The sequence below is a fragment of the Actinoplanes sp. NPDC051405 genome (assembly GCF_055586185.1).
This window is the reverse complement of record NZ_JBVJIR010000011.1, coordinates 288075-308319: the sequence shown is the minus strand read 5'-3', so window position 1 is coordinate 308319 and position 20245 is coordinate 288075. Positions and strand designations below refer to the sequence as shown.

The 20245-nt window shown below is 71.9% G+C and carries 21 protein-coding genes and 1 pseudogene; 14 read left to right on the top strand and 8 right to left on the bottom strand.

The genetic code is table 11. The annotated features are described in order from the left end of the window. Nucleotides 1-63 precede the first annotated feature (63 nt). Together ACZ6S4_RS24755 and ACZ6S4_RS24750 are read left to right on the top strand one after the other, a co-directional pair. Nucleotides 64-2586, top strand: a complete 2523-nt coding sequence (locus ACZ6S4_RS24755; RefSeq protein ID WP_465477164.1) for an ATP-dependent Clp protease ATP-binding subunit — start codon at nucleotides 64-66, stop codon at nucleotides 2584-2586. Nucleotides 2587-2683: 97 nt separating this feature from the next. Further along, nucleotides 2684-3256, top strand: a complete 573-nt coding sequence (locus ACZ6S4_RS24750) for a DUF4291 domain-containing protein (RefSeq protein WP_465477163.1) — start codon at nucleotides 2684-2686, stop codon at nucleotides 3254-3256. Between the two features lie 210 nt (nucleotides 3257-3466). Here the strand turns inward: ACZ6S4_RS24750 and ACZ6S4_RS24745 are convergent, their stop codons facing one another. Further along, a complete protein-coding gene (locus tag ACZ6S4_RS24745) occupies nucleotides 3467-4369 on the bottom strand; it encodes an HhH-GPD family protein (RefSeq protein ID WP_465477162.1) in 903 nt (300 codons plus the stop codon). 25 nt (nucleotides 4370-4394) lie between these two features. Here ACZ6S4_RS24745 and ACZ6S4_RS24740 point away from each other — a divergent pair, with 25 nt between their 5' ends. The 3 genes from ACZ6S4_RS24740 to ACZ6S4_RS24730 all read left to right on the top strand — a co-directional run bounded on the left by ACZ6S4_RS24740 (nucleotide 4395) and on the right by ACZ6S4_RS24730 (nucleotide 6316). Beyond that, entirely contained in the window at nucleotides 4395-4898 is a 504-nt protein-coding gene (locus ACZ6S4_RS24740; RefSeq protein WP_465477161.1) for a glycine cleavage system transcriptional repressor, read from the top strand. Next, nucleotides 4895-5446, top strand: coding sequence for a peptide deformylase (locus ACZ6S4_RS24735; protein ID WP_465477160.1), 552 nt, complete (start codon nucleotides 4895-4897; stop codon nucleotides 5444-5446). Before ACZ6S4_RS24740 ends, ACZ6S4_RS24735 begins: the two co-directional genes overlap by 4 nt. A gap of 81 nt (nucleotides 5447-5527) precedes the next feature. Further along, nucleotides 5528-6316: an adhesin gene (locus ACZ6S4_RS24730; protein WP_465477159.1), complete on the top strand. Its 789-nt coding sequence runs from the start codon at nucleotides 5528-5530 to the stop codon at nucleotides 6314-6316. A 21-nt stretch (nucleotides 6317-6337) separates the two neighbouring features. On the opposite strand, the gene ACZ6S4_RS24725 is transcribed toward ACZ6S4_RS24730, so the two are convergent. The 6 genes from ACZ6S4_RS24725 to ACZ6S4_RS24700 all read right to left on the bottom strand — a co-directional run bounded on the left by ACZ6S4_RS24725 (nucleotide 6338) and on the right by ACZ6S4_RS24700 (nucleotide 11738). Further along, entirely contained in the window at nucleotides 6338-6865 is a 528-nt protein-coding gene (locus ACZ6S4_RS24725; RefSeq protein WP_465477158.1) for a GNAT family N-acetyltransferase, read from the bottom strand. Next, nucleotides 6862-7293, bottom strand: a complete 432-nt coding sequence (locus tag ACZ6S4_RS24720) for a DUF6924 domain-containing protein (protein ID WP_465477157.1) — start codon at nucleotides 7291-7293, stop codon at nucleotides 6862-6864. The genes ACZ6S4_RS24725 and ACZ6S4_RS24720 overlap by 4 nt, the downstream gene beginning before the upstream one ends. A gap of 13 nt (nucleotides 7294-7306) precedes the next feature. Then, nucleotides 7307-8491, bottom strand: coding sequence for a DNA integrity scanning diadenylate cyclase DisA (disA, locus tag ACZ6S4_RS24715; RefSeq protein WP_433722811.1), 1185 nt, complete (start codon nucleotides 8489-8491; stop codon nucleotides 7307-7309). 100 nt (nucleotides 8492-8591) lie between these two features. After that, nucleotides 8592-10013 carry a DNA repair protein RadA gene (gene radA, locus ACZ6S4_RS24710; protein ID WP_451912149.1) on the bottom strand — a complete coding sequence of 474 codons (1422 nt, stop codon included), beginning with the start codon at nucleotides 10011-10013 and terminating at the stop codon, nucleotides 8592-8594. A 39-nt stretch (nucleotides 10014-10052) separates the two neighbouring features. Continuing rightward, nucleotides 10053-10820: a hypothetical protein gene (locus ACZ6S4_RS24705; RefSeq protein WP_465477156.1), complete on the bottom strand. Its 768-nt coding sequence runs from the start codon at nucleotides 10818-10820 to the stop codon at nucleotides 10053-10055. Between the two features lie 81 nt (nucleotides 10821-10901). Beyond that, entirely contained in the window at nucleotides 10902-11738 is an 837-nt protein-coding gene (locus ACZ6S4_RS24700; protein ID WP_465477155.1) for a UbiA family prenyltransferase, read from the bottom strand. Nucleotides 11739-11784: 46 nt separating this feature from the next. Here ACZ6S4_RS24700 and ACZ6S4_RS24695 point away from each other — a divergent pair, with 46 nt between their 5' ends. The 4 genes from ACZ6S4_RS24695 to ACZ6S4_RS24680 all read left to right on the top strand — a co-directional run bounded on the left by ACZ6S4_RS24695 (nucleotide 11785) and on the right by ACZ6S4_RS24680 (nucleotide 15251). Beyond that, nucleotides 11785-12510, top strand: coding sequence for a methyltransferase domain-containing protein (locus ACZ6S4_RS24695; protein WP_465477154.1), 726 nt, complete (start codon nucleotides 11785-11787; stop codon nucleotides 12508-12510). Beyond that, nucleotides 12507-13667, top strand: a complete 1161-nt coding sequence (locus tag ACZ6S4_RS24690) for an acyl-CoA dehydrogenase family protein (RefSeq protein ID WP_465477153.1) — start codon at nucleotides 12507-12509, stop codon at nucleotides 13665-13667. Before ACZ6S4_RS24695 ends, ACZ6S4_RS24690 begins: the two co-directional genes overlap by 4 nt. Nucleotides 13668-13730: 63 nt before the next feature. After that, complete coding sequence (locus ACZ6S4_RS24685) at nucleotides 13731-14783, top strand: type III polyketide synthase (protein ID WP_465477188.1); 1053 nt, start codon at nucleotides 13731-13733, stop codon at nucleotides 14781-14783. A 9-nt stretch (nucleotides 14784-14792) separates the two neighbouring features. Next, nucleotides 14793-15251 carry a DUF6023 family protein gene (locus ACZ6S4_RS24680; protein WP_465477152.1) on the top strand — a complete coding sequence of 153 codons (459 nt, stop codon included), beginning with the start codon at nucleotides 14793-14795 and terminating at the stop codon, nucleotides 15249-15251. Between the two features lie 360 nt (nucleotides 15252-15611). Here the strand turns inward: ACZ6S4_RS24680 and ACZ6S4_RS24675 are convergent, their stop codons facing one another. Then, the gene (locus ACZ6S4_RS24675; protein WP_465477151.1) at nucleotides 15612-16376 is read right to left on the bottom strand and encodes a hypothetical protein; all 765 of its coding nucleotides are present in this window, start codon (nucleotides 16374-16376) and stop codon (nucleotides 15612-15614) included. Nucleotides 16377-16717: 341 nt separating this feature from the next. On the opposite strand from ACZ6S4_RS24675, the gene ACZ6S4_RS24670 reads away from it, so the two are divergent. The 5 genes and pseudogenes from ACZ6S4_RS24670 to ACZ6S4_RS24650 all read left to right on the top strand — a co-directional run bounded on the left by ACZ6S4_RS24670 (nucleotide 16718) and on the right by ACZ6S4_RS24650 (nucleotide 20151). Next, nucleotides 16718-17203, top strand: coding sequence for a CarD family transcriptional regulator (locus tag ACZ6S4_RS24670; protein WP_026206027.1), 486 nt, complete (start codon nucleotides 16718-16720; stop codon nucleotides 17201-17203). Nucleotides 17204-17260: 57 nt separating this feature from the next. Continuing rightward, a pseudogene (locus ACZ6S4_RS24665) lies at nucleotides 17261-17707 on the top strand (IspD/TarI family cytidylyltransferase); the annotation flags it as partial. Continuing rightward, nucleotides 17681-18517 carry an IspD/TarI family cytidylyltransferase gene (locus ACZ6S4_RS24660; RefSeq protein ID WP_465477187.1) on the top strand — a complete coding sequence of 279 codons (837 nt, stop codon included), beginning with the start codon at nucleotides 17681-17683 and terminating at the stop codon, nucleotides 18515-18517. The pseudogene ACZ6S4_RS24665 and the gene ACZ6S4_RS24660, both read left to right, overlap by 27 nt. A 13-nt stretch (nucleotides 18518-18530) precedes the next feature. Continuing rightward, a complete protein-coding gene (gene ispF, locus ACZ6S4_RS24655) occupies nucleotides 18531-19010 on the top strand; it encodes a 2-C-methyl-D-erythritol 2,4-cyclodiphosphate synthase (protein ID WP_465477150.1) in 480 nt (159 codons plus the stop codon). A gap of 49 nt (nucleotides 19011-19059) precedes the next feature. After that, complete coding sequence (locus ACZ6S4_RS24650) at nucleotides 19060-20151, top strand: tetratricopeptide repeat protein (RefSeq protein WP_465477149.1); 1092 nt, start codon at nucleotides 19060-19062, stop codon at nucleotides 20149-20151. The last annotated feature ends 94 nt before the right edge of the window (nucleotides 20152-20245 follow it).

Below are 20245 nucleotides of genomic sequence, written 5' to 3'. Positions count from 1 at the left end.
ACCGATACCCGTGCGCTGGCCCCGCCAGTTCATTGGCGCACGGCACGTGAGGAGCACGAGGGCATGTTCGAGCGGTTCACCGACCGAGCGCGACGGGTTGTCGTCCTGGCCCAAGAAGAGGCCCGGATGCTCAACCACAACTACATCGGGACAGAGCACATCCTGCTCGGTCTCATCCACGAGGGCGAAGGCGTTGCCGCGAAGGCTCTGGAGAGCCTCGGCATCTCCCTCGAGGGTGTCCGGCAGCAGGTCGAGGAGATCATCGGTCAGGGCCAGCAGGCGCCGAGCGGGCACATCCCGTTCACGCCGCGGGCCAAGAAGGTGCTGGAGCTCTCGCTGCGCGAGGCCCTGCAGCTCGGCCACAACTACATCGGCACGGAGCACATCCTGCTCGGGCTGATCCGTGAGGGCGAGGGCGTCGCCGCCCAGGTGCTGGTCAAGCTCGGCGCCGACCTCAACCGGGTCCGTCAGCAGGTCATCCAGCTGCTCTCCGGCTACCAGGGCAAGGAGCCGGCCGCCGCCGGAGCCGCCGCGGGCGAGGCCGCCCCGTCGACGTCCCTGGTGCTCGACCAGTTCGGACGCAACCTGACCCAGGCCGCCCGCGAGGGCAAGCTCGACCCGGTCATCGGCCGGGAGAAGGAAATCGAGCGGGTCATGCAGGTGCTTTCCCGCCGCACCAAGAACAACCCGGTGCTGATCGGCGAGCCCGGCGTCGGCAAGACCGCCGTCGTCGAGGGGCTGGCGCAGTCCATCATCAAGGGCGAGGTGCCCGAGACGCTGAAGGACAAGCAGCTCTACACGCTCGACCTCGGTGCGCTGGTCGCCGGTTCCCGCTACCGCGGTGACTTCGAGGAGCGCCTCAAGAAGGTGCTCAAGGAGATCCGCACCCGCGGCGACATCATCCTGTTCATCGACGAGATCCACACCCTGGTGGGTGCGGGTGCCGCCGAGGGCGCCATCGACGCCGCCTCGATCCTGAAGCCCATGCTCGCGCGTGGTGAACTGCAGACCATCGGTGCGACCACGCTGGACGAGTACCGCAAGCACCTCGAGAAGGACGCCGCGCTCGAGCGCCGCTTCCAGCCGATCCAGGTGGGTGAGCCGTCGCTGGCCCACACCATCGAGATCCTCAAGGGCCTGCGGGACCGCTACGAGGCCCACCACCGGATCAGCATCACCGACGCCGCCCTGGTGGCCGCGGCGACGCTGGCCGACCGGTACATCTCGGACCGCTTCCTGCCGGACAAGGCGATCGACCTGATCGACGAGGCCGGCGCCCGGATGCGCATCCGCCGGATGACCGCACCGCCGGACCTCCGCGACTTCGACGAGCGCATCGCCCAGGTCCGCCGCGACAAGGAGAGCGCGATCGACGCGCAGGACTTCGAGCGGGCCGCGCAGCTGCGCGACAAGGAGAAGCAGCTGCTGGGCCAGAAGGCGCAGCGGGAGAAGGAGTGGAAGGCGGGCGACCTCGACGTCGTCTCCGAGGTCGACGACGAGCAGATCGCCGAGGTCCTCGGCAACTGGACCGGCATCCCGGTCTACAAGCTGACCGAGGAGGAGACCTCCCGGCTGCTCCGCATGGAGGACGAGCTCCACAAGCGGGTCATCGGCCAGGAGGACGCGGTCAAGGCGGTCTCGAAGGCGATCCGGCGTACCCGCGCCGGCCTGAAGGACCCGAAGCGCCCCTCGGGCTCGTTCATCTTCGCCGGCCCCTCGGGTGTCGGTAAGACCGAGCTCTCCAAGGCGCTGGCCGAATTCCTCTTCGGCTCCGAGGACGCGCTGATCCAGCTCGACATGTCCGAGTTCCACGACCGGTACACGGTGTCCCGACTCGTCGGTGCCCCTCCCGGCTACGTGGGCTACGACGAGGGCGGCCAGCTGACCGAGAAGGTCCGCCGCAAGCCGTTCTCCGTGGTCCTCTTCGACGAGATCGAGAAGGCCCACCCGGACGTGTTCAACACGCTCCTGCAGATCCTGGAGGACGGCCGCCTCACCGACGGTCAGGGCCGCATCGTGGACTTCAAGAACACGGTGATCATCCTGACCACCAACCTGGGCACGCGCGACGTGGCCAAGGCGGTGTCGCTGGGCTTCCAGGCGTCCGAGGACGTGGAGAGCAACTACGACCGGATGAAGGTCAAGGTCAACGACGAGCTGAAGCAGCACTTCCGCCCGGAGTTCCTCAACCGCATCGACGACACGATCGTCTTCCACCAGCTGCGCCAGGACGAGATCCTGCACATCGTGGACATCTTCACCGCGCGGATCGAGACCCAGCTCAAGAACAAGGACATGGGCCTCGAGCTGACCGACAACGCGAAGAAGTTCCTGGCGAAGAAGGGCTTCGACCCGGTCCTGGGCGCCCGGCCGCTGCGCCGGACGATCCAGCGCGAGCTGGAGGACACCCTGTCCGAGCAGATTCTCTTCAACGAGCTGCGCCCCGGCCAGATCGTGGTGGTGGACTGCGAGGGCGACCCGGAGAACATCGAGAAGTCGAAGCTGACCTTCACCGGCGCCGACCGCGGTGCCACGGTCCCCGACGCGGTGCCCGCCGACCTCGGCGCGGCCGCGACCGAGGAGTAGGCAGCACGATTTCTGGAACGGCCCGGCGCTTCGGCGCCGGGCCGTTCCGCGTTTATTCGCTGGCCGCGGTACGCCGCCCCGGCCGATCATCAACCGCATGCAAGTACCTCAACGGCAGATCCGCGCGGTCCACACGGCCGACACGATCACCGTCTACCAGGCGTACTCCGCGGCGATCGCCGACCCGGCCGTACGCGCCGGCCGCTTCGTGGCCCCGTTCAAGCGGGACCGGATGACGTGGATCAAGCCGTCGTTCCTGTGGATGATGTACCGCTGCGGCTGGGGCGAGAAGCCGGGTCAGGAGCGCGTTCTCGCCGTGGAGATCACCCGGGCCGGGTTCGAGTGGGCGCTGGCGCACGCGTGCATCAGCCACTACGAGATCGGCAGCGGGGAAACGCGCGCCGAATGGTCGCGGCGGGTGCGGCGCAGTCCCGTACGGGTGCAGTGGGACCCGGAGCGGACGATGCAGCTCGGTGCGCTGCCGTACCGCTCGCTGCAGCTCGGCCTGGGCGGCGAGGCCGTCCCCCGGTACGTGGACGAGTGGACGGTCTCGATCCGGGACGTGACCGACCTGGCTCGCCGCGTGCAGTCAACCCGCGACCCGGCCTTGCTGCCGCCGGAACGGCCCTACCCGCTCCCCGCCGACCTGGCGACGGCCATCGCGGCGTGACCAGGCCGGCCCTTGCCGGCCCTGGCTGCTCTTGCCGGCCCTGGCTGCTCTTGCCGGCCCTGGCTGCTCTTGCCGGCCCTGGCTGCTCTTGCCGGCCCTGGCTGCTCTTGCCGGCCCCGGCCGCTCTTGCCGGCCCCGGCCGTGGACGGCCCGGCTGCTGACGGCCCGGCTGCTGACGGCCCGGCTGCTGACGGCCCGGCCGCGGGGCGGCTAGGTCAATGGTGGGAAGCGGGGTGGGTGGTCGCCGGCCAGCACGAAGCGGTCCGCGTCGGAGTCCAGCGGCTCGACCAGCCCGTCCGTGACCAGCCCGGACAGTGCCCGCGCCCGCTGCACCTCGTCCGCCCAGACCGCGTCGAGCCGCTGCCGGGGCACCGGCCCGGTCGAGTGCCGCAGCACCTCCAGCAACAGTCCCCGAACCTGCCGGTCGGTGCCCGCGTACTTCTGCGGTCGCCGCGTCGGACCCGCCGGCGCCGGCGCACCGCTCTGCCGCCACGCGCACACCGCCTCGAACGGGCAGTCCGGGCAGCGCGGTGAGCGGGCCGTGCAGATCAGCGCCCCCAGCTCCATGAACGCGATGCTGGCCCGGGCCGCCCGGGCCGGCTCGATCGGCAGCAGCTCCGCCATCGCGGCCAGGTCAGCCGTCGTCGTGGTCGGCCCCGCGTCCGGATCACCGGCGACCGCCCGGGACACGACCCGGCGGACGTTGGTGTCCACGACCGGGTGACGCTGCCCGTACGCGAAGGTCGCCACCGCTCTGGCCGTGTACATCCCCACGCCCGGTAGCGCCAGCAGCTGTTCCAGGTCGTCGGGCACCTGCCCGCCGTGGCGTTCCACGATGGCCACCGCGCACGCGTGCAGCCGCATCGCCCGGCGCGGATAGCCCAGCCGGCCCCACATCCGGATGGCCTCGGACGGGGGATCCTCGGCCAGCGCGGCCGGCTCCGGCCAGCGTGTCATCCACGCCTGCCAGGCCGGTGTCACCCGGACCACCGGTGTCTGTTGCAGCATCACCTCGCTGACCAGCACCGCCCAGGCGCTGGTGCCGGGGACCCGCCAGGGCAGGTCGCGGGCGTTTTCGTCGTACCACTTGATGACCGAGTCGGCGAGCGTCATAACGGCACCAGCTTAGGATGCCGGAGTGAACGAGCTTGCCATCACCGTCATCGGTCCCGACCGGACCGGCATCGTCGCCGACGTCTCCGAGGCGCTCGCCGGGGTCGGGGCCAACCTGTCCGACTCCACCATGACCCGGTTGCGCGGGCACTTCGCGATGACCCTGATCTGCACCGGCGCCGCGGCCGACGACGTGGAGAAGGCGCTGGCCCCACTGAGCGGGCTGCTGGCGACCGTCCGGGCGGTGGCCCCTGAGGCGGACACGGATGCGGCGGGGGAGCCGTACCTGGTCAGCGTGCACGGCGCCGACCGGCTCGGGATCGTCGCGGCTGTCACCCGGGTGGTCGCCGCCGCCGGCGGCAACATCACCGACCTCACCACCCGCCTGACCGGCCCGCTCTACGTCCTGATCGCCGAGGTCGACGTGCCGACCGGCGCGGCCGACGACCTGGCCGCCCGCCTCGCCGTGGCCGCGCAGGAGCTGGGCGTCGAGGTGACCCTGCGCCGCGCCGAGTCGGACGTCCTGTGAGCGACGCCCTGGCCGACTGGAAGCCCGACGTGCTCGGCGTCGAGGGCAAGGTGCTGCCCGTGCTCGCCGCCCCGGCCGGCGTGCTCAGCAGCGCCGGCGCCGAGGTCGACCCGGCCGACCCGGTGATCGTGCAGCTCGCCGCGGACCTGGTCGCCACCATGCGGGTCTCGCCCGGCTGCGTCGGCCTGGCCGCGCCGCAGGTCGGGGTGGGTGCGCAGGTGTTCGTCGTGGACGTGACCGAGCATCCGAAGACGGTGACCGCGCACGGCACGTTCGTGCTGTGCAACGCCCGGGTCGTCGAGGCGAGCCGGTGGCGGCCCGGCCGGGAGGGCTGCATGTCCGTGCCGGACCTGACCGGCGACGTGAAACGCGCCGGCCGGGTGGTGGTCGAGGCCGTCCTCCCGGGTACGGGTGAACCGGTGCGACTGACCACGGACGCGTTCGAGGCGCGGGCGCTGCAACACGAGATCGACCACTGTGCCGGAAAACTATTCCTCGACCGGGTCGCCGGTGCGCACGCCGTCTACCAGCGCAAGGTCTATCTCTAACGATCAGCGCGCGAGACGGTGTCGCATTATCGGCGCGTCGCGGCGGTCATGCCCTCTTCGCGGGGATACCGTGCACCCATCATGCGTTCGACGGTCGGTCCCCTTCCTGCCGCCGTGTACTGGCGGCGTCGCGCTGTGGTGCTCGGAGCACTGCTGCTCGGCGTCATCGTGCTGTTCGTGTCCTGCTCCGGCGGGGACGACAAGGACAGCAATCGCGGCAAGGGCGCTTCCTCGCAGGCGCCGCTCACGCCTTCCTCGGCGTCGAACACCCCCGAGGAAGAGCCCTCCTTCACCGACCCCGGACCGGGCGCGGGCAACCCGTCGCTGCCGGACCCGGGCGAGCTGACCGCCAGCGGCGCGGGCGCCAACCCGTCGGCCGGCGCCGGTGGAAACCCGGGCGACGGCACCCAGGGCGGCGGCACTCAGGACGGTACGCAGGGCGGCACGACCGACACGAACGTGGCGGCAGCCGGTGGCGTGTGCACCGACGCGGAGATGTCCCTGACGCCGATGCCGGCCGCTACGACGATCCGCCGTGGTGCCCCGCTGGCGGTGCGCCTCAAAATCAAGAACATCTCGACCCGTACGTGCACCCGCGACGTGGGCCCGGACCTCCAGGAGCTCTACCTCGGCCAGGGCGCCGGCCGGGTCTGGTCCTCGGACACGTGCAGCACGGTCAAGGGCTCCGAGGTCCGCACGTTCCCGCCGAACGGGGAACGCGAATACAACGTGACCTGGAACGGCAAGCAAGCCAACAAGTGCGCGGGCGGGCTGGCCACAGGCACGGCGCCGGCCGCGGGCGCCTACGAGATGCATTTCCGGCTGGGCGCCAAGGTCAGCGCCCCGGTCACCATCACCATCACCGCCTGAGCCGCCGAGCAGCGAATTGGTCTACGCCGGCCGGGCCGGGCGCTCGTAGAGGAACTCCGTGCCGTCCTCTTCGTCCCACTGCTCGCCGACGTGCTCGAACCCGAACCCCGCGATGGTCGCCAGCGAGGCAACGTTCTGCGGACTGATGCTCGCCCGCACCGTCACCACGGACTCCTCACCAGCCGCCCACCGCAGCAGCTCAGTCACCATGGCCTTCGCGTACCCACGCCTGCGGTAAGCCGGGTCCGTGCTGTAGCCCATCTCCACCATGCCCGCGCTGTCCGGCGGCCCGTGGAAGCCGCCAGCCCCCACCACCACACCGTCAGGCACCGAGACGGCCGCGCGGACGATCCAGTCGGCGGACGCCGGATCCCCCGCGATCTGGTCGAGGCGCATCCGCCAGAGCCAGGTCACCTCATCGCTGAGGAACCACTTCGACAGCGGAATGCCGGTCGCCGTGCGGGCAGCCGCCAGATCGCCGGCCAGCAGTGCTTCGAGGACCGGGGGTGGCAGGCGTACGAAGCGCACCGCCGGCTGGTCGGCGGTCATTCGGAGCCGTGGTACGTGCCGGTGTCGTCGGTGGCGTCCGCGAAGTCGGCGAAGTCCATGTTGCCGACGGCCAAGTTCGCCGAGACGTCGGTGAACGACGCCGGGCGTACCCGGAAGGTCCGGCCCGGCTCCTCGGCGAGGTCGATCGCGAGCAGCGGGTGCTCGTCGTCGGTGAGGGCGACCTGGTCGGCCAGGAAAAGGTACGCCAGCTTGTCGTCCTCGCTCGCGGCGGCGTCCGCCTCCACCAGGGTCTGGATCGTCACCCCCGCGTACGCCGGGTCGCTGACGTAGGTGGCGCTGCGGTGGGCTCCTTCGCTGCGCATCACTGCCCGCAGCTCGTCCCAGGCCGCATCGTCGCTGAAGTCCGCGCGCAGGACCAGGGAGGTCAGATCGTTGGGCGCAGGCAGGGGTGTGGGGATAGCAGTCATGGTGAGGCGAAGCCTAGACGTAGCGCTCGAGGATCGAGGCTTCGGCCAGGCGGGACAGGCCCTCGCGGACGCCGCGGGCGCGGGCGTCGCCCACCCCTTCCACCGCCTGGAGGTCCTCGACCGTGGCGCCGAGCAGGCGTTGCAGGCTGCCGAAGTGGTCGACGAGGCGTTCGACGATCTGGGCCGGCAGGCGGGGCACCTTGGCCAGCAGCCGGAAGCCGCGCGGGCTCACCGCCGCGTCCAGCGCGTCGGAGGCGCCCGCGTAGCCGATCGCCTTGGCCACCGCGACCAGGTCGATCATCTCGGTGGCGGTCAGCAGGTCGAGCTCGACCAGGGCCTCGTCCAGCGTGCGGGCCTTGCGCCCGGTCGGCAGGTAGTCGCGGATGACCAGCGTGCGGTCGGAGTCGACGCCGGCCATCAGCTCGTCGAGCTGCAGCGCCAGCAGGCGGCCGTCGGTGCCCAGCTCGACCACGTAGCCGGAGATCTCGTCGGCGATGCGGCGGACCATCTCGAGGCGCTGCACGACCGCCACCGCGTCGCGGACGGTGACCAGGTCTTCGATCTCCAGCGCGGAGAGCGTGCCGGAGACCTCGTCGAGGCGCAGCTTGTAGCGCTCGAGGGTGGCGAGGGCCTGGTTGGCGCGCGACAGGATGGCCGCCGAGTCGTCCAGGACGTGCCGCTGGCCGTTCACATAGAGCCCGATGATGTGCATGGACTGGCTGACCGAGATCACCGGGAAGCCGGACTGCTTGGCGACCCGCTCGGCGGTGCGGTGCCGGGTGCCGGACTCCTCGGAGTGGATGCCGGGGTCGGGCATCAGGTGCACGGCGGCCCGGACGATGCGGGTGCCGTCGCTGGAGAGCACCACCGCGCCGTCCATCTTGCACAGCTCGCGCAGGCGGGTCGCGGAGAACTCCACGTCGAGCGGGAAACCGCCGGTGCAGATCTGCTCGACCACCGCGTCGTAGCCGAGCACGATCAGCGCGCCGGTGCGGCCGCGCAGGATGCGCTCGAGGCCGTCGCGCAGGGCGGTGCCCGGAGCCATCAGGGCGAGGTTGGCGCGCAGCGGGTCACCGCTGACTCCACCGCCGGTCAGGCCGGGCGTCGTCGGGGTCATCGGACGGGCTGCCGAACCGTTGACGCCGGCAGCAGCGCCATTGGCATGGCGGTTTGATGAGGCATCGCGGTCGAGCGGCACCTGTACATTCTACGGACTCGTATCCAGGTCAACGAGCCGCGGTTCCGCCGGGGCTCCAGAGCGTGATCGACGGTCACTGCGGGTGAGCGTGCGGCGCGGCTCATTCGGCTGACGCCCGGGCTGCCCACTGCACCGCGGTCTGCAGGTCGCCCACCTCGACGACGCGCATGCCCTTGGGCGGGCTGTCGCCCTCGCCGGTGCCGTACCCGGGTGGGACCAGGGCGAAGCGGAAGCCCAGCCGGGCCGCCTCGGCCAGCCGCCGCCCGATCGCGCCGACCCGGCGCACCTCGCCGGTCAGCCCCACCTCGCCGATCGCCACCAGGTGCGGGGCCATCGCCAGATTGAGCGCGCCGGAGGCCACCGCCAGGGCCATCGCCAGGTCGGCCGACGGCTCGGTGACCCGGATGCCGCCGACGGTGGCCGCGAAGACCTCCCGGTCGTGCAGCTTGATCTTTTCCATCCGGCGCTGAAGCACCGCCAGCACCATGGCCAGCCGGGCGCTGTCGAGCCCGGAGACCGTGCGCCGGGGCGAGCCCTGCACCTGGGCGCCGATCAGGGCTTGCACCTCGGTGACCATCGCCCGGCGGCCCTCCATCGCCACGGTGACGCAGGTGCCCGGAACCGGCTCGTTGTAGCGGGTGAGGAACAGCCCGGACGGGTCGGCGAGGCTGACGATGCCGGTCTCGTGCATCTCGAAGCAGCCCACCTCGTCGGCCGGGCCGTAGCGGTTCTTCACGCCGCGGACCAGGCGCAGCGACGAGTGCTTGTCGCCCTCGAAGTGCAGCACCACGTCGACCAGGTGCTCGAGCACCCGCGGACCGGCGACCGAGCCGTCCTTGGTGACGTGCCCGACCAGCACGGTGGCCACCCCGCGCTCCTTGGCGATGCTCACCAGGGCCGCGGTGACGGCGCGGACCTGGGTGACACCGCCGGGCACGCCCTCGGTGCCCGGGGCGGAGATGGTCTGCACCGAGTCGATGATGAGCAGGCCGGGCTTGACCGCGTCGAGGTGACCGAGAACCGCGCCGAGGTCGCTCTCGGAGGCGAGATAGAGATTGTCGTGCAGGGCGCCGAGCCGCTCGGCGCGCAGCCGCACCTGGCTGACCGACTCCTCGCCGCTGACCACCAGCGACGGGGTGTTGGTGCCGGCGGCCCACTGCTGAGCGACGTCGAGCAGCAGCGTCGACTTGCCGACGCCGGGCTCACCGGCCAGCAGCACCACCGCGCCCGGCACCAGGCCACCGCCGAGCACCCGGTCGAGCTCGGAGACGCCGCTGGGCACGGCCTTGGCCGGGGCGGCACTGATGGTCTTGATGGGCCGGGCCGGCTCGGACGGCATCCGCGAGCTGACCACCCGGCCGGACACCACCGGACCGGTCAAGGTGGACTCGATGATCGAGCCCCACTCGTTGCACTCGGGGCAGCGGCCCAGCCACTTGGGCGGCTGGTGCCCGCACGCGTCGCACTGATAGGCAGGCCGCGGCTCGGAGCGGGCGCGGGACGGAGTGCGGGAAGTCGTCACACCAGTCACGCTAGCCCGCCGGTATGACAAAGCGGGGACTTACTCCCCTTCGCCGAGATTCTCCTCGGGATCGATGCCGGGCGCCCGCGAAGCCGGGCTCAGCGGGATGGCCATCGGGGCCTGCAGGACCAGCGGCTGCGCGCCGTTGCTGAACTCGAACACCAGGTTGATCGACTGACCCGGGACGAGCTTGCCGCTCAGGCCGATGGCCTGCAGCTTCTCGGCGTCCTCGGCCAGGAAGGTGGCCGCGCCGAGCGGTCCGATCTCGATCCGGGCCGGCCGGGCCGTGGCGCCCGCCGGGGTGGGCGCGGTCGACGGCGCCTCGCCCGGGCTCGGGTTGGTGCTCGGGTCCGCGCTGGGGATCTGGTTGCTGTTCTGGTCGTCCTCGGTGTCCGAGGGCCGGCTGCCGGAGGGCTCCGGGATGGCCGTCGAGGGCGCGGAGGGCGTCGTCGAGGCGCCACCGACCAGGCCGACCGACCGCGCGGAGACCACGGCGTCCTTCTCCGTGGTCTCGGTGGCCGGCTGGCTGCTGACCAGGACGGTGATGGCCTGCCTGGTCTGGTTGTAGAGACCCAGCTGCAGCGGCGCGGAGCTACCGGCCGGGTAACCGGCGGTTCCGTCGTAGGCGACCGCGAGGTTGCGGACGTAGATCGAGGCGTCGGAGTTCTGCGCGTTCACGCCGTAGACCGACGGGTTCTTGAGGGCCGTCTCGGCGACCTGACCGGCGCTGCAGCCGGCGAGCGCGATCGCGGCCAGCGTGGCGACACCCGTGGCCACGGCGGCGCGGCGGGTTCCGGGCGAGCGCATCACAGTCCTCCAAGAAACTCGAGAATGCTCCGCGGATCAGCCTAGAGGGCGTAGATCCGGCGCGTACGGCGACCCGTCCATTCACACCACCCGGCCGCTGAACACGAGCAGCACGACGTCCAGGAGTGCCACCACGATGACCGATCGAAACATCGCGACCTGCCGGGTGCCGCGGCGGAGTGCGCGCTGACCCGCGTACCAGCCCAGCGGCAGGACCACGACGGCGGCCGCGGCGACCGCGATGCCCGGCCACGACGGCGGCCCGTCCGGTCCGAAGACCAGGGTGAGGGTCGCGGCCAGCAGCAGACCCGCCGCCGCGATCTGGGAACCGGTCGCGCCGAGGCGGTGCGGCAGCCCGACGACGCCGGTCGCGGCGTCGTCGGCCAGGTCGGGCAGCACGTTGGCGAAGTGCGCGCCGCCGCCGAGCAGCGCGCCGGCGGCGACCAGCCAGGCCGGCGGCCAGGGGTGCCCGGGCAGGGCGAGCACCACGAAGGCGGGCATCAGCCCGAAAGCCACCAGATAGGGCAGGACCGACAGCGGCGTGGACTTGAGCGGCCAGTCGTAGAGCAGCGCGAAGATCCCGACCAGGGTGACGCAGATCGCCGCGGCTGCCCCGAAGGGCAGCCCGAGCAGGGGGATCGCCAGCGAGGCGACCAGGCCCGCAATCCCCACGGTACGGCGGGAGACCACCCCCGAGGCCACAGGTTTGTCGGTCCGCCCGGCCACCCGGTCCCGATCGGCGTCCAGCCAGTCGTTCACCCAGCCCACCGAGAGCTGGGTGGCCCCGATGGCGGCGGCGACGCCGAGCACGCTCCAGCCCCGATGCCCCACCCCGACGGCGAGCAGGGTCATGGCCAGCGTGACGGCTCCGCCCGGTTCGGGGTGGGAGGCCTTGAGCAGAGCGACGGGTCGGAACATGAAAGCAGTGTGGTGGTTGTGACCCACTCGTGCCACGCTCGATCACATGCCCCCGCTGACCCGCAACGATCCTCGTCAGTACGACGACCTGGCCGGCGAGTGGTGGCGGCCCGGCGGTGGCTTCGAGATCCTGCACTGGCTGGCGCGGGCCCGCGGCGCGCTGGTGCCGCCCGCGCAGCGCCCGGGGGCGGTCCTGGTCGACGCAGGATGCGGCGGCGGCCTGCTGGCTCCGCACGTCGAGCGGCTCGGCTACCGGCACGTCGGCGTCGATCTGCGCCGCGCCGGGCTGGAGCAGTCCGCGGCCCGGGGAGTGATCCCGGTGACCGGTGACATCACCGCGCTGCCGCTGGCCGACGGCTCGGCGGACGTGGTGGTCGCCGGCGAGATCCTCGAGCACGTCACCGACCTGCAGGCCGCGGTGGCCGAGCTGTGCCGGGTGCTGCGGCCGGGCGGGCTGCTGGTGCTGGACACGGTCAACGGCACCTGGACCGGCCGGTTCCTGACGGTCACGCTCGGCGAGCGCTTCGGCGTGGCGCCGGTCGGCCTGCACGATCCGGACCTGTTCGTCGATCCCGGCGAGCTGACCATGGAATGCGCCAAGCACGGCGTCCGGCTGCTGGTCCGCGGCCTGCGCCCGAGCGTGGTCGGGCTGATCCGCTGGCTGTTCCTGCCCACCGGTCCCGGGGCGGGTCCGCTGGGCCGGATGATCCCGACCCGTTCCACCGCGGTGGTCTACCAGGGCATGGGCCGCAAACAGGGGGAGATGGCATGACGACTGCCGAGGAGGCGCGCCGGCTGGCGCCGCGGTTCGCGGCCCGGGCCGCGGAGCACGACCGCGAGGGTGTGTTCCCGGCGGCCGACTTCGCCGACCTGCGCCGCTCCGGCATGTTCGGGCTGATGGTGCCCGAGCGGCTGGGCGGCGCCGGAGCGGGCTTCGCCGACTACGCGGCGGTCGCCTACGAACTGGCCCGGGGCAACGGCGCCACGGCGCTGATCTTCAACATGCACGCCTCGGTCACCGGCGCGCTCGGCGGCGTCACCAACGAACTGGCCGAGGCGCTGGGCCTGCCACCCGAGGCACTGGAGGCCCGCGACCGCTACCTGCGCGCGGCCGCCGAGGGCAGCTGGTACGCGGTGGCGATGAGCGAGCGCGGCGCCGGCTCCCGGCTGTCGCAGATGACCACCAGTTACGAGGAGACCGACGAGGGTTTCCGCATCAAGGGCGCCAAGACGTTCTGCTCGGGGGCGGGGCACGCGGACGCGTACCTGGTGGCGGCCCGCAGCTCGGCCGACCCGGACAAGGTCTCGCAGTTCCTGGTCCCGCCGGGTGAGGGCCTGATCGTGGAGCGGACCTGGGACGCGCTGGGCATGCGCGCGACCGGCTCCAACGACGTGCACATCGACGTCACCGTCCCCACCACGGCCCTGCTCGGCGGGGTGGAGGGGCTGGCGCTGGTGGTCGCCCAGCTCGCCCCGCACTGGATGGTGGCCAGCTACGCGGCGGTCTACGTGGGCGTGGCCCGGGCGGCGGTGGACGCGGCGATCGAGCACGTCACCGCCCGGGGATTGGGGCACCTGCCGGCCGTACGGGCGCGGATCGGGCGCGCGGACGCGGCTGTCGCGGCCGCGCACCTGGCCGTCATGGAGGCCGCCCGCCGGGTCGACGAGGAGCCGGGCGGGGCGGAGACCAACCGCTGGGTCTGGCGGGCCAAGCTGCTGGCCGGCACGACGGCGGCGGAGGTGGCCGCCTCGATGCTGGAGGCGGCGGGCACCTCGGCGATGCGGCGCGGGCACCCGCTCGAACGTCTCTACCGCGACGCCCGGGCCGGATCACTACAGCCCGCGACCTCCGACGTGTGCGCGGACTGGCTCGGCGTCGAGGCGCTCGGCGGTGATCCGGACTCGCAAGGCTCCGCCCCGCGGTGGTGAACGCTTTTCGCGGGTAAGGCACCAGTCGGCGGGGTTCGGCCTGGGGAGGCACAAGTGAAAAGAATCGGTCAGGCAGTGATCGCCGGCCTGGGTACGGCATTGCCACCGGCAGCGTCACAGGACGACCTGTGGGAGGGCTTCTTCTCGCAGCACTACACGGGCGGCCGCCGCGGACTGGCGAAGCGGATCTTCGCCAACTCGGGGGTACGCACCCGGCAGGCGGCGGTCAGCCCGCTGCTGGAGGACGTCTCCGGCTGGTCCACCGAGCGCCGGATGCGTCGCTACCAGGTCGAGGCCATGCCACTGGCCAAGGAGGCGGTCGGCCGCGCACTCACCGAGGCCGGCGTCGCCGCCGACGAGCTGGGCCTGCTCGCGGTCTGCTCCTGCACCGGCTACGCGACGCCCGGCCTGGACATCCTGCTGGCCCGGGACATGGGCATGGCGCCGTCGCTGCAGCGGCTCTTCGTCGGGCACATGGGCTGCTACGCCGCGCTGCCGGGCCTCGGCACGGCAGCCGACTACGTCGCGGCCCGCGGCCGCCCGGCGCTGCTGCTCTGCGCCGAGCTGACCAGCCTGCACATCCAGCCCGCGGATTCGCGGGCGGACATTCAGCAGATCGTCTCGCACGCGCTCTTCTCGGACGCCGCGGCCGCCGTCGTGCTCACCCCGGATAGCAGACCCGGAGGGTACGTCGTCAGCGACGTCGCCGCGCTCACGGACACCACCACAGCCGACCACATGACCTGGGACGTCACCGACCTCGGCTTCCGGATGGGGCTGTCGCCACAGGTCCCCGACGTGCTGGCGCTGCACGTCCGCACCATGGTCGACGACCTGCTGACCCGCAACAACCTGACGATCGCGGACGTGGACGGCTGGGCGGTCCACCCCGGCGGCCCGAAAATCCTCGACGTGGTCCAGGAGCAGCTCGGGCTGACAACCGAGGCGATGACGGCGTCCCGGGAGGTGCTGGCCACGTACGGGAATTGCTCGTCCCCGACGGTATTGCTGGTCCTGGACGCCCTGCGGCGCAGGCCGCAGCCGCCGCGCCGGCTGGTGATGCTGGCTTTCGGGCCGGGCCTCACGCTCTATGGCGTCCTGCTCGACACACCCTAGGGTTGTCGCGTGCGAGAGGACCGGGCCGCGGGCGCGACGCTCTACGCGTTCGCCCTGGTCCTGCTGCTGGCCGGGGGCGTGTGGTTCGTCCGCGCGGCGCCGGAGGCGGGGGAGGACCCTGCGGTGGTGGCCGGCCGGGCCACGGTCGAACGGCTGCTGCCCGACCTGCCCCGGCAGGCGGGGGCGGAGACGATGGTGCTGGCCGCGGGCGGGCGCAAGGAACGCAACACGTCGGTGGTCGGGGGCGCGTACGCGCTGGCGATGCTGTGCGTGGGGGACGGCCAGGTCCGGGTACGGCTGAGCTCGACGGGTGAGGATTCGGGGCGGGCGGTGCCGTGTTCTGCGGAGGATCCGGAGCCGGTGGAGCTGATGGTCGGTCTGGCGGACGACCTCTTCATGTCGGTGTCGGCGGAGACGCGGGGCGCGGCGGTCTTCCGCTGGCGCGTCATCCGGACCCGCTCCTACTGATCCGCCTCGCGGGCTGGTCCGCCCGTCGGCCGGCCCGTTCGCGTGCTGGTCGATCTCGCGGCTGGCCCGTTTCGCGGCTTGTTCCGTCTCGTGCGGCCTGGCCCGTCTCGTGCGGCTTGTTCCGTATCGGGCGGCCTGGCCCGTCTCGTGCGGCTTGTTCCATATCGTGCAGCCTGGCCCGTCTCGTGCGGCCTGGCCCGTCTCGTGTGGCCTGGCTCGTTCCGTGCGGGCTGGGCCGACTCCTGTGCTGGCCGTCTCGCATTTGCTGCGCCTCATGACAAGCTTCACTTACCGGTCGGATCTTGCCGGCCGCATTCCGCCGCCGACCGGATCTTGCCGGTCGGGCGCTGTCACGCAGCGTCAGAGTCGGGCGAGGTCGGGGCGGAAGTCCTCGACCGAGAAGGTTCGGGCGATCTTGCGGACGATTTCACCCCCGCGGTTGACCAGCAGGACCGCCGCGGTGCCGTCGGGCGTGCCGAGGTGAAGCCCGGCGCGGAGCTCGCCGGTGGGGTCACGCAGCGCGCGCACTGTCTTGGCCTGGGTTTGTGGCGCGGCGTTCGTGGGCGGGGCGCCACCCGTCTGCCCGGCGGCGGCACCGGCGACGACCGTCACCACGGCGATCCCGGGCGGCGCGGCGGCCGTGGTGTCGGCCACCAGGCTGGCGCAGTCGCAACCGTCGGTGAGCAGCACGACCGCCGGCAGCTGGGCCCGTAGCGGGACGGTCTTGCCGTCGCCGCCCATCAGCTCCAGGGCGGGCAGGGTGTCACCGCGGTCGTCGGTCGTGGTAGCGGTGCGCTGGGTGGCCGGTGACCGGGACGGCCCAGGCCAGGCCGAGGCGAACAGGCTGGCCACGGTGACGAGAACGGCCATCGAGATGATCAAGACCGGGGCACGCAGGCAGGCGGCCCCGACTCGGCGGAGGGCGCGCATGCCGGGGCGGTCGGTGAACTGCTGCCAGCGGGTGCGCTCCTGCGACCGGTGCAGCTCGGCCTGGAGGGCGCTGACCTCGTCGGACAGCTCGGAGAGGTCGTCCGGGATGACGATGACGCCCCACTCCTCGGGGAGGTCTGGCAGACCGTCAGGGGAGCCGCCATCGGGCGGCCAGTTGCCGCCGTTGTCGCTCATACTGCCCACGATTCACCCTCCCCCCTGCCGACGAGTCTCGCGTGGCCGGGGACCTGCGTCCAGCCTCCCCCAAGCACGCCCTCGACCGCCAGTGGTGGGCGGTTCCGGTCGCTAGCGATAAGCTTGACCTCGCAAAGGCTTCAGGTCCGGAATATCCGACTCGCTGAGTCAAGTGGTCACGACGTAGTCACCCTCCGTTACTGAGGCAGCTCTTCGCCCGCATGTCAAGCGGTAGAAAGACGGCTCACAGGGCCTCTGAGCTGCACTAACAGTCACGGCCAGGGTGGGACATCGCTGCCTGAGCGTGTTACCCTAGACACAGCGAAAGGGGTTTCGAACCTATGGTTTTCAGTGTCGGCGAGACCGTTGTTTACCCCCACCACGGGGCCGCACTCATCGAGGCAATCGAGACTAGGGTCATCAAGGGCGAGCCGAAGCAATATCTCGTTCTGCGAGTCGCCCAGGGCGACCTTACTGTCCGGGTGCCCGCTGAGAACGCCGAGATCGTCGGCGTGCGTGAAGTGGTCGGCGAGGAGGGCCTGGGCAAGGTCTTCGACGTCCTCCGCGCACCGCACACCGAGGAGCCGACCAACTGGTCGCGGCGTTACAAGGCCAATCTCGAGAAGCTCGCCAGCGGTAACCCGCTGAAGGTCGCCGAGGTCGTCCGCGACCTGTGGCGTCGTGAGCGCGAGCGTGGTCTCTCGGCTGGGGAGAAGCGCATGCTCGCCAAGGCCCGCGACATCCTCGTCGGTGAGGTGGCCCTCGCCGAGAAGAGCACCAAGGACGAGGCAGAAGTCCTCCTCGACAAGGTGCTCACCGAGGCCTGACGTTCCCACCACCTCAGCACCACCCCCACGGTGACAGCAGCCGAACAGGACCGCGACGTGACCGCGCAGCTCAACGCTCGCGGTGACGTCGCGGTCCTCGTTCCGGCCGCCGGCGCAGGTCTGCGCCTGGGCCCGGGCGGGCCGAAGGCCCTGCGCCTGCTCGCGGGGGAGCCCCTTCTCGTGCACACGGTCCGGCGCATCGCGGCAGCCCCGTCGGTGCGCCTGATCGTCGTGGCCGCTCCAGCCGCCGAGGTTGACGCGGTGCGCGCGCTACTCGCCCCGGTAGCGGCGGTGACCGTGGTCGCGGGCGGGGCCGAGCGACAGGATTCGGTGGCGGCGGCGCTTGCGGTCGTACCGGAGGATGTCGGGATTGTGCTGGTGCACGACGCGGCGCGCGCACTTACGCCGCCGGAGCTGATCGAGTCGGTTGCGGCTGCCGTTCGCAGCGGGCGGCCGGCGGTGATTCCGGTTCTGCCGGTGGTCGACACCATCAAAGAGGTCGGCCTCGTCGACCCCGTCGATCTTGCTGACCGCGCCGACGGTGGGTCGGCCGGTCGTGTCGGCTTGGGCTATGCCGACCGTGGGTCTACCGGCTCCGGCTCCGCCAGGTATGCCAGCCTTGGCTCTGTCGGTCTTGCCAACGTCGGGTCCGTCAGCCCTGCTGGCTTGAGCCCGGGCAATCCTGCTGATCCGGCGGATCTTGCGTGCTTAGCGGACCCTGCCGATCCGGCTGACCTGGCCGATCCGGCTGACCTGGCCGATCCGGCTGACCTGGCCGATCCGGCGGGCCTGGCCGATCCGGCGGGCCTGGCCGATCCGGCGGGCCTGGCCGATCCGGCGGGCCTGGCCGATCCGGCGGGCCTGGCCGATCCGGCGGGCCCGGCCGACCCTGCGGACCCGGTGGATCCGGCTGATACTTCCGAGCCTGCGGACCCCAAAGGCCCGGCGGACTCCGCCGACCCTGCGCACCCGGCGGATCCTCCGGATCCCGCTGACTCTGTCCTTGCCGAGTCTGCCGAGCCCGACCGCGCCGTAGCCGCCCCCGTCGGCCTCAGCCCCACCCACACGCCGGTCGAGGTTGTGCTCGGGACGGTTGATCGGTCTGTTCTGCGGAGTGTGCAGACGCCGCAGGGTTTTCGGCGGGATGTGCTTGCTGCTGCGCATGCTGCCGGGCTCGGCGCCCATACCGACGATGCCGGGATGGTCGAGAAGGCGGGCGTTGCGGTCACCTGCGTTCCCGGGTCTGAGCTCGCCATGAAGATCACCCGTCCGCTGGACCTGGTGATCGCCGAGGCGCTGCTGCACGTAGCCTGACGCGGTGACTTCTGTGAGCCCGCCCAGCCAGCGTGTCGGGATCGGCACCGATGTGCACGCCTTCGATCCTCAGCGGGTCTGCTGGGTGGCCGGCCTCATGTGGCCTGGTGAGTCCGGGCTGGCCGGGCACTCCGACGCCGATGTTGCCGCCCACGCTGCCTGCGATGCGCTGCTCAGTGCGGCTGGGCTCGGTGATCTCGGTAGCAACTTCGGCACCGCCGAGCCTGAATGGGCCGGAGCCGCCGGGGTGACGTTGCTGGCCGAGACCGTTCGGCGGCTTGCCGAGCATGGCTACGCGGTCGGCAACGTGTCGATTCAGGTCATCGGGAACAGGCCGAAGATCGGCAAGCGTCGCGAGGAGGCGCAGCAGGTGCTTTCCGCGGCGGTCGGTGCCCCGGTCACTGTCTCCGGCACCACCACCGATGGGCTCGGGCTCACCGGGCGTGGTGAAGGGCTTGCTGCTGTCGCCACCGCGCTGATCTATTCGGCTTGAGGCTGCCCCGGGCGGGGTGATCTCGGGGTGGAAGACCTACGCTCGATGGGTGTCGAGCGAGCCCACGTCCCAGTCCGAGCCGGAAACCACCCCTGAGGAGTACCGGCAGCGGGCCCTCCTGATGGCTGACCTCGGCCGCTACGACGAGGCGGTCGGGGATATCGCCAGTGGTCTGGCCGCCGCGCCTGATGACGCCGCGCTGCTGACCACGTTGGCACGGGTGCACCTGGCCGCGGCGCAGCCGGTGGATGCGCTCGCTGCCGCGGACCGGGCCGCCGCGGCCGCACCCGGGACGGTGGGGCCGCTGGTCGCGCGGGCGATGGCGTTGTCGGACGAGCGGCGGTTCGGCGAGGCCGCCGAGGTGGCGGCTTCCATCCTGGCCGCCTGGCCGGCTGACCCGTACGCGCAGCGCACCGGGGCGGCCCTGCTGAGTGAGGCGCGCAACGGCCAGGACGCGCTCAATGCCGCGTGGAACGGGGTACGGCTCACCCCGACCGACGCCGAGGCGCATCTGGTGCTGGCTGTGGTGGCGGCGCGGCTGCGGTTGTTCGACCTGGCGCAGCGGGCGTACGGGGAAGCCCTCGACCTCGACGCCACGATCGGCGACGCGCAGCAGGACGTCGGCGTGGTACGGCTGGAACGCCGCCGGTGGGCGCTGGCTCTCGAGAGCCTGGCCGACGCCGCCCTGCCCGTTCCGGAGCCGGTCGTCGAGGAGGTGCCGGCCCCGCCGCCGCCTCCGGTCACCCGGCCGGCCGGGCCGGTGCTGGACCGCTCGGCGCTGGTCGCGGACACGTTCCGGCAGGCCGTTCTGTACGGCAGCAACGGGGTGCTGGTCGCCGCCGTGCTCGCCGCGGTGATGACGACCGCCAGCTCCGGCGTGGCCCGGATGTGGGGCGGGGTCATCGGGGTGGTGGTTCTGGTGGCTGTCGCGGTCTGGCTCACGCGTGCGCTGCCGGTTCCGATCGGTGTTGCACTCGGCGAGATCCGTGGCTCGCGCCGGTTGGTCGCTGCGGTCTATGCGACGGCGCTGGCACCGCTGGGCCTGGTGGCCTTCGCGGCGCTCGGCGGCGTCGTCCCGTTGGTCATCGCGATGCTTCTCGCTGCCGTCGCCGAGCTCGCCGTTCTGACCCAACGCCGGTAAGGGCGGCCCAACCACCGGTAAGGGCGGCCCAACCGCCGGCAAAGGCGGCCTGACGCGGGTGAAGGTGGCCCGACGCGGGTGAGTGCAGCCCCAT

Coding starts and splice junctions, on each gene's coding strand:
- ACZ6S4_RS24755 (WP_465477164.1), top strand. CDS start 64: ATGTTCGAGCGGTTCACCGACCGAGCGCGACGGGTTGTCGTCCTGGCC.
- ACZ6S4_RS24750 (WP_465477163.1), top strand. CDS start 2,684: ATGCAAGTACCTCAACGGCAGATCCGCGCGGTCCACACGGCCGACACG.
- ACZ6S4_RS24745 (WP_465477162.1), bottom strand. CDS start 4,369: ATGACGCTCGCCGACTCGGTCATCAAGTGGTACGACGAAAACGCCCGC.
- ACZ6S4_RS24730 (WP_465477159.1), top strand. CDS start 5,528: ATGCGTTCGACGGTCGGTCCCCTTCCTGCCGCCGTGTACTGGCGGCGT.
- ACZ6S4_RS24725 (WP_465477158.1), bottom strand. CDS start 6,865: ATGACCGCCGACCAGCCGGCGGTGCGCTTCGTACGCCTGCCACCCCCG.
- ACZ6S4_RS24720 (WP_465477157.1), bottom strand. CDS start 7,293: ATGACTGCTATCCCCACACCCCTGCCTGCGCCCAACGATCTGACCTCC.
- ACZ6S4_RS24705 (WP_465477156.1), bottom strand. CDS start 10,820: ATGCGCTCGCCCGGAACCCGCCGCGCCGCCGTGGCCACGGGTGTCGCC.
- ACZ6S4_RS24700 (WP_465477155.1), bottom strand. CDS start 11,738: ATGTTCCGACCCGTCGCTCTGCTCAAGGCCTCCCACCCCGAACCGGGC.
- ACZ6S4_RS24695 (WP_465477154.1), top strand. CDS start 11,785: ATGCCCCCGCTGACCCGCAACGATCCTCGTCAGTACGACGACCTGGCC.
- ACZ6S4_RS24690 (WP_465477153.1), top strand. CDS start 12,507: ATGACGACTGCCGAGGAGGCGCGCCGGCTGGCGCCGCGGTTCGCGGCC.
- ACZ6S4_RS24675 (WP_465477151.1), bottom strand. CDS start 16,376: ATGAGCGACAACGGCGGCAACTGGCCGCCCGATGGCGGCTCCCCTGAC.
- ACZ6S4_RS24670 (WP_026206027.1), top strand. CDS start 16,718: ATGGTTTTCAGTGTCGGCGAGACCGTTGTTTACCCCCACCACGGGGCC.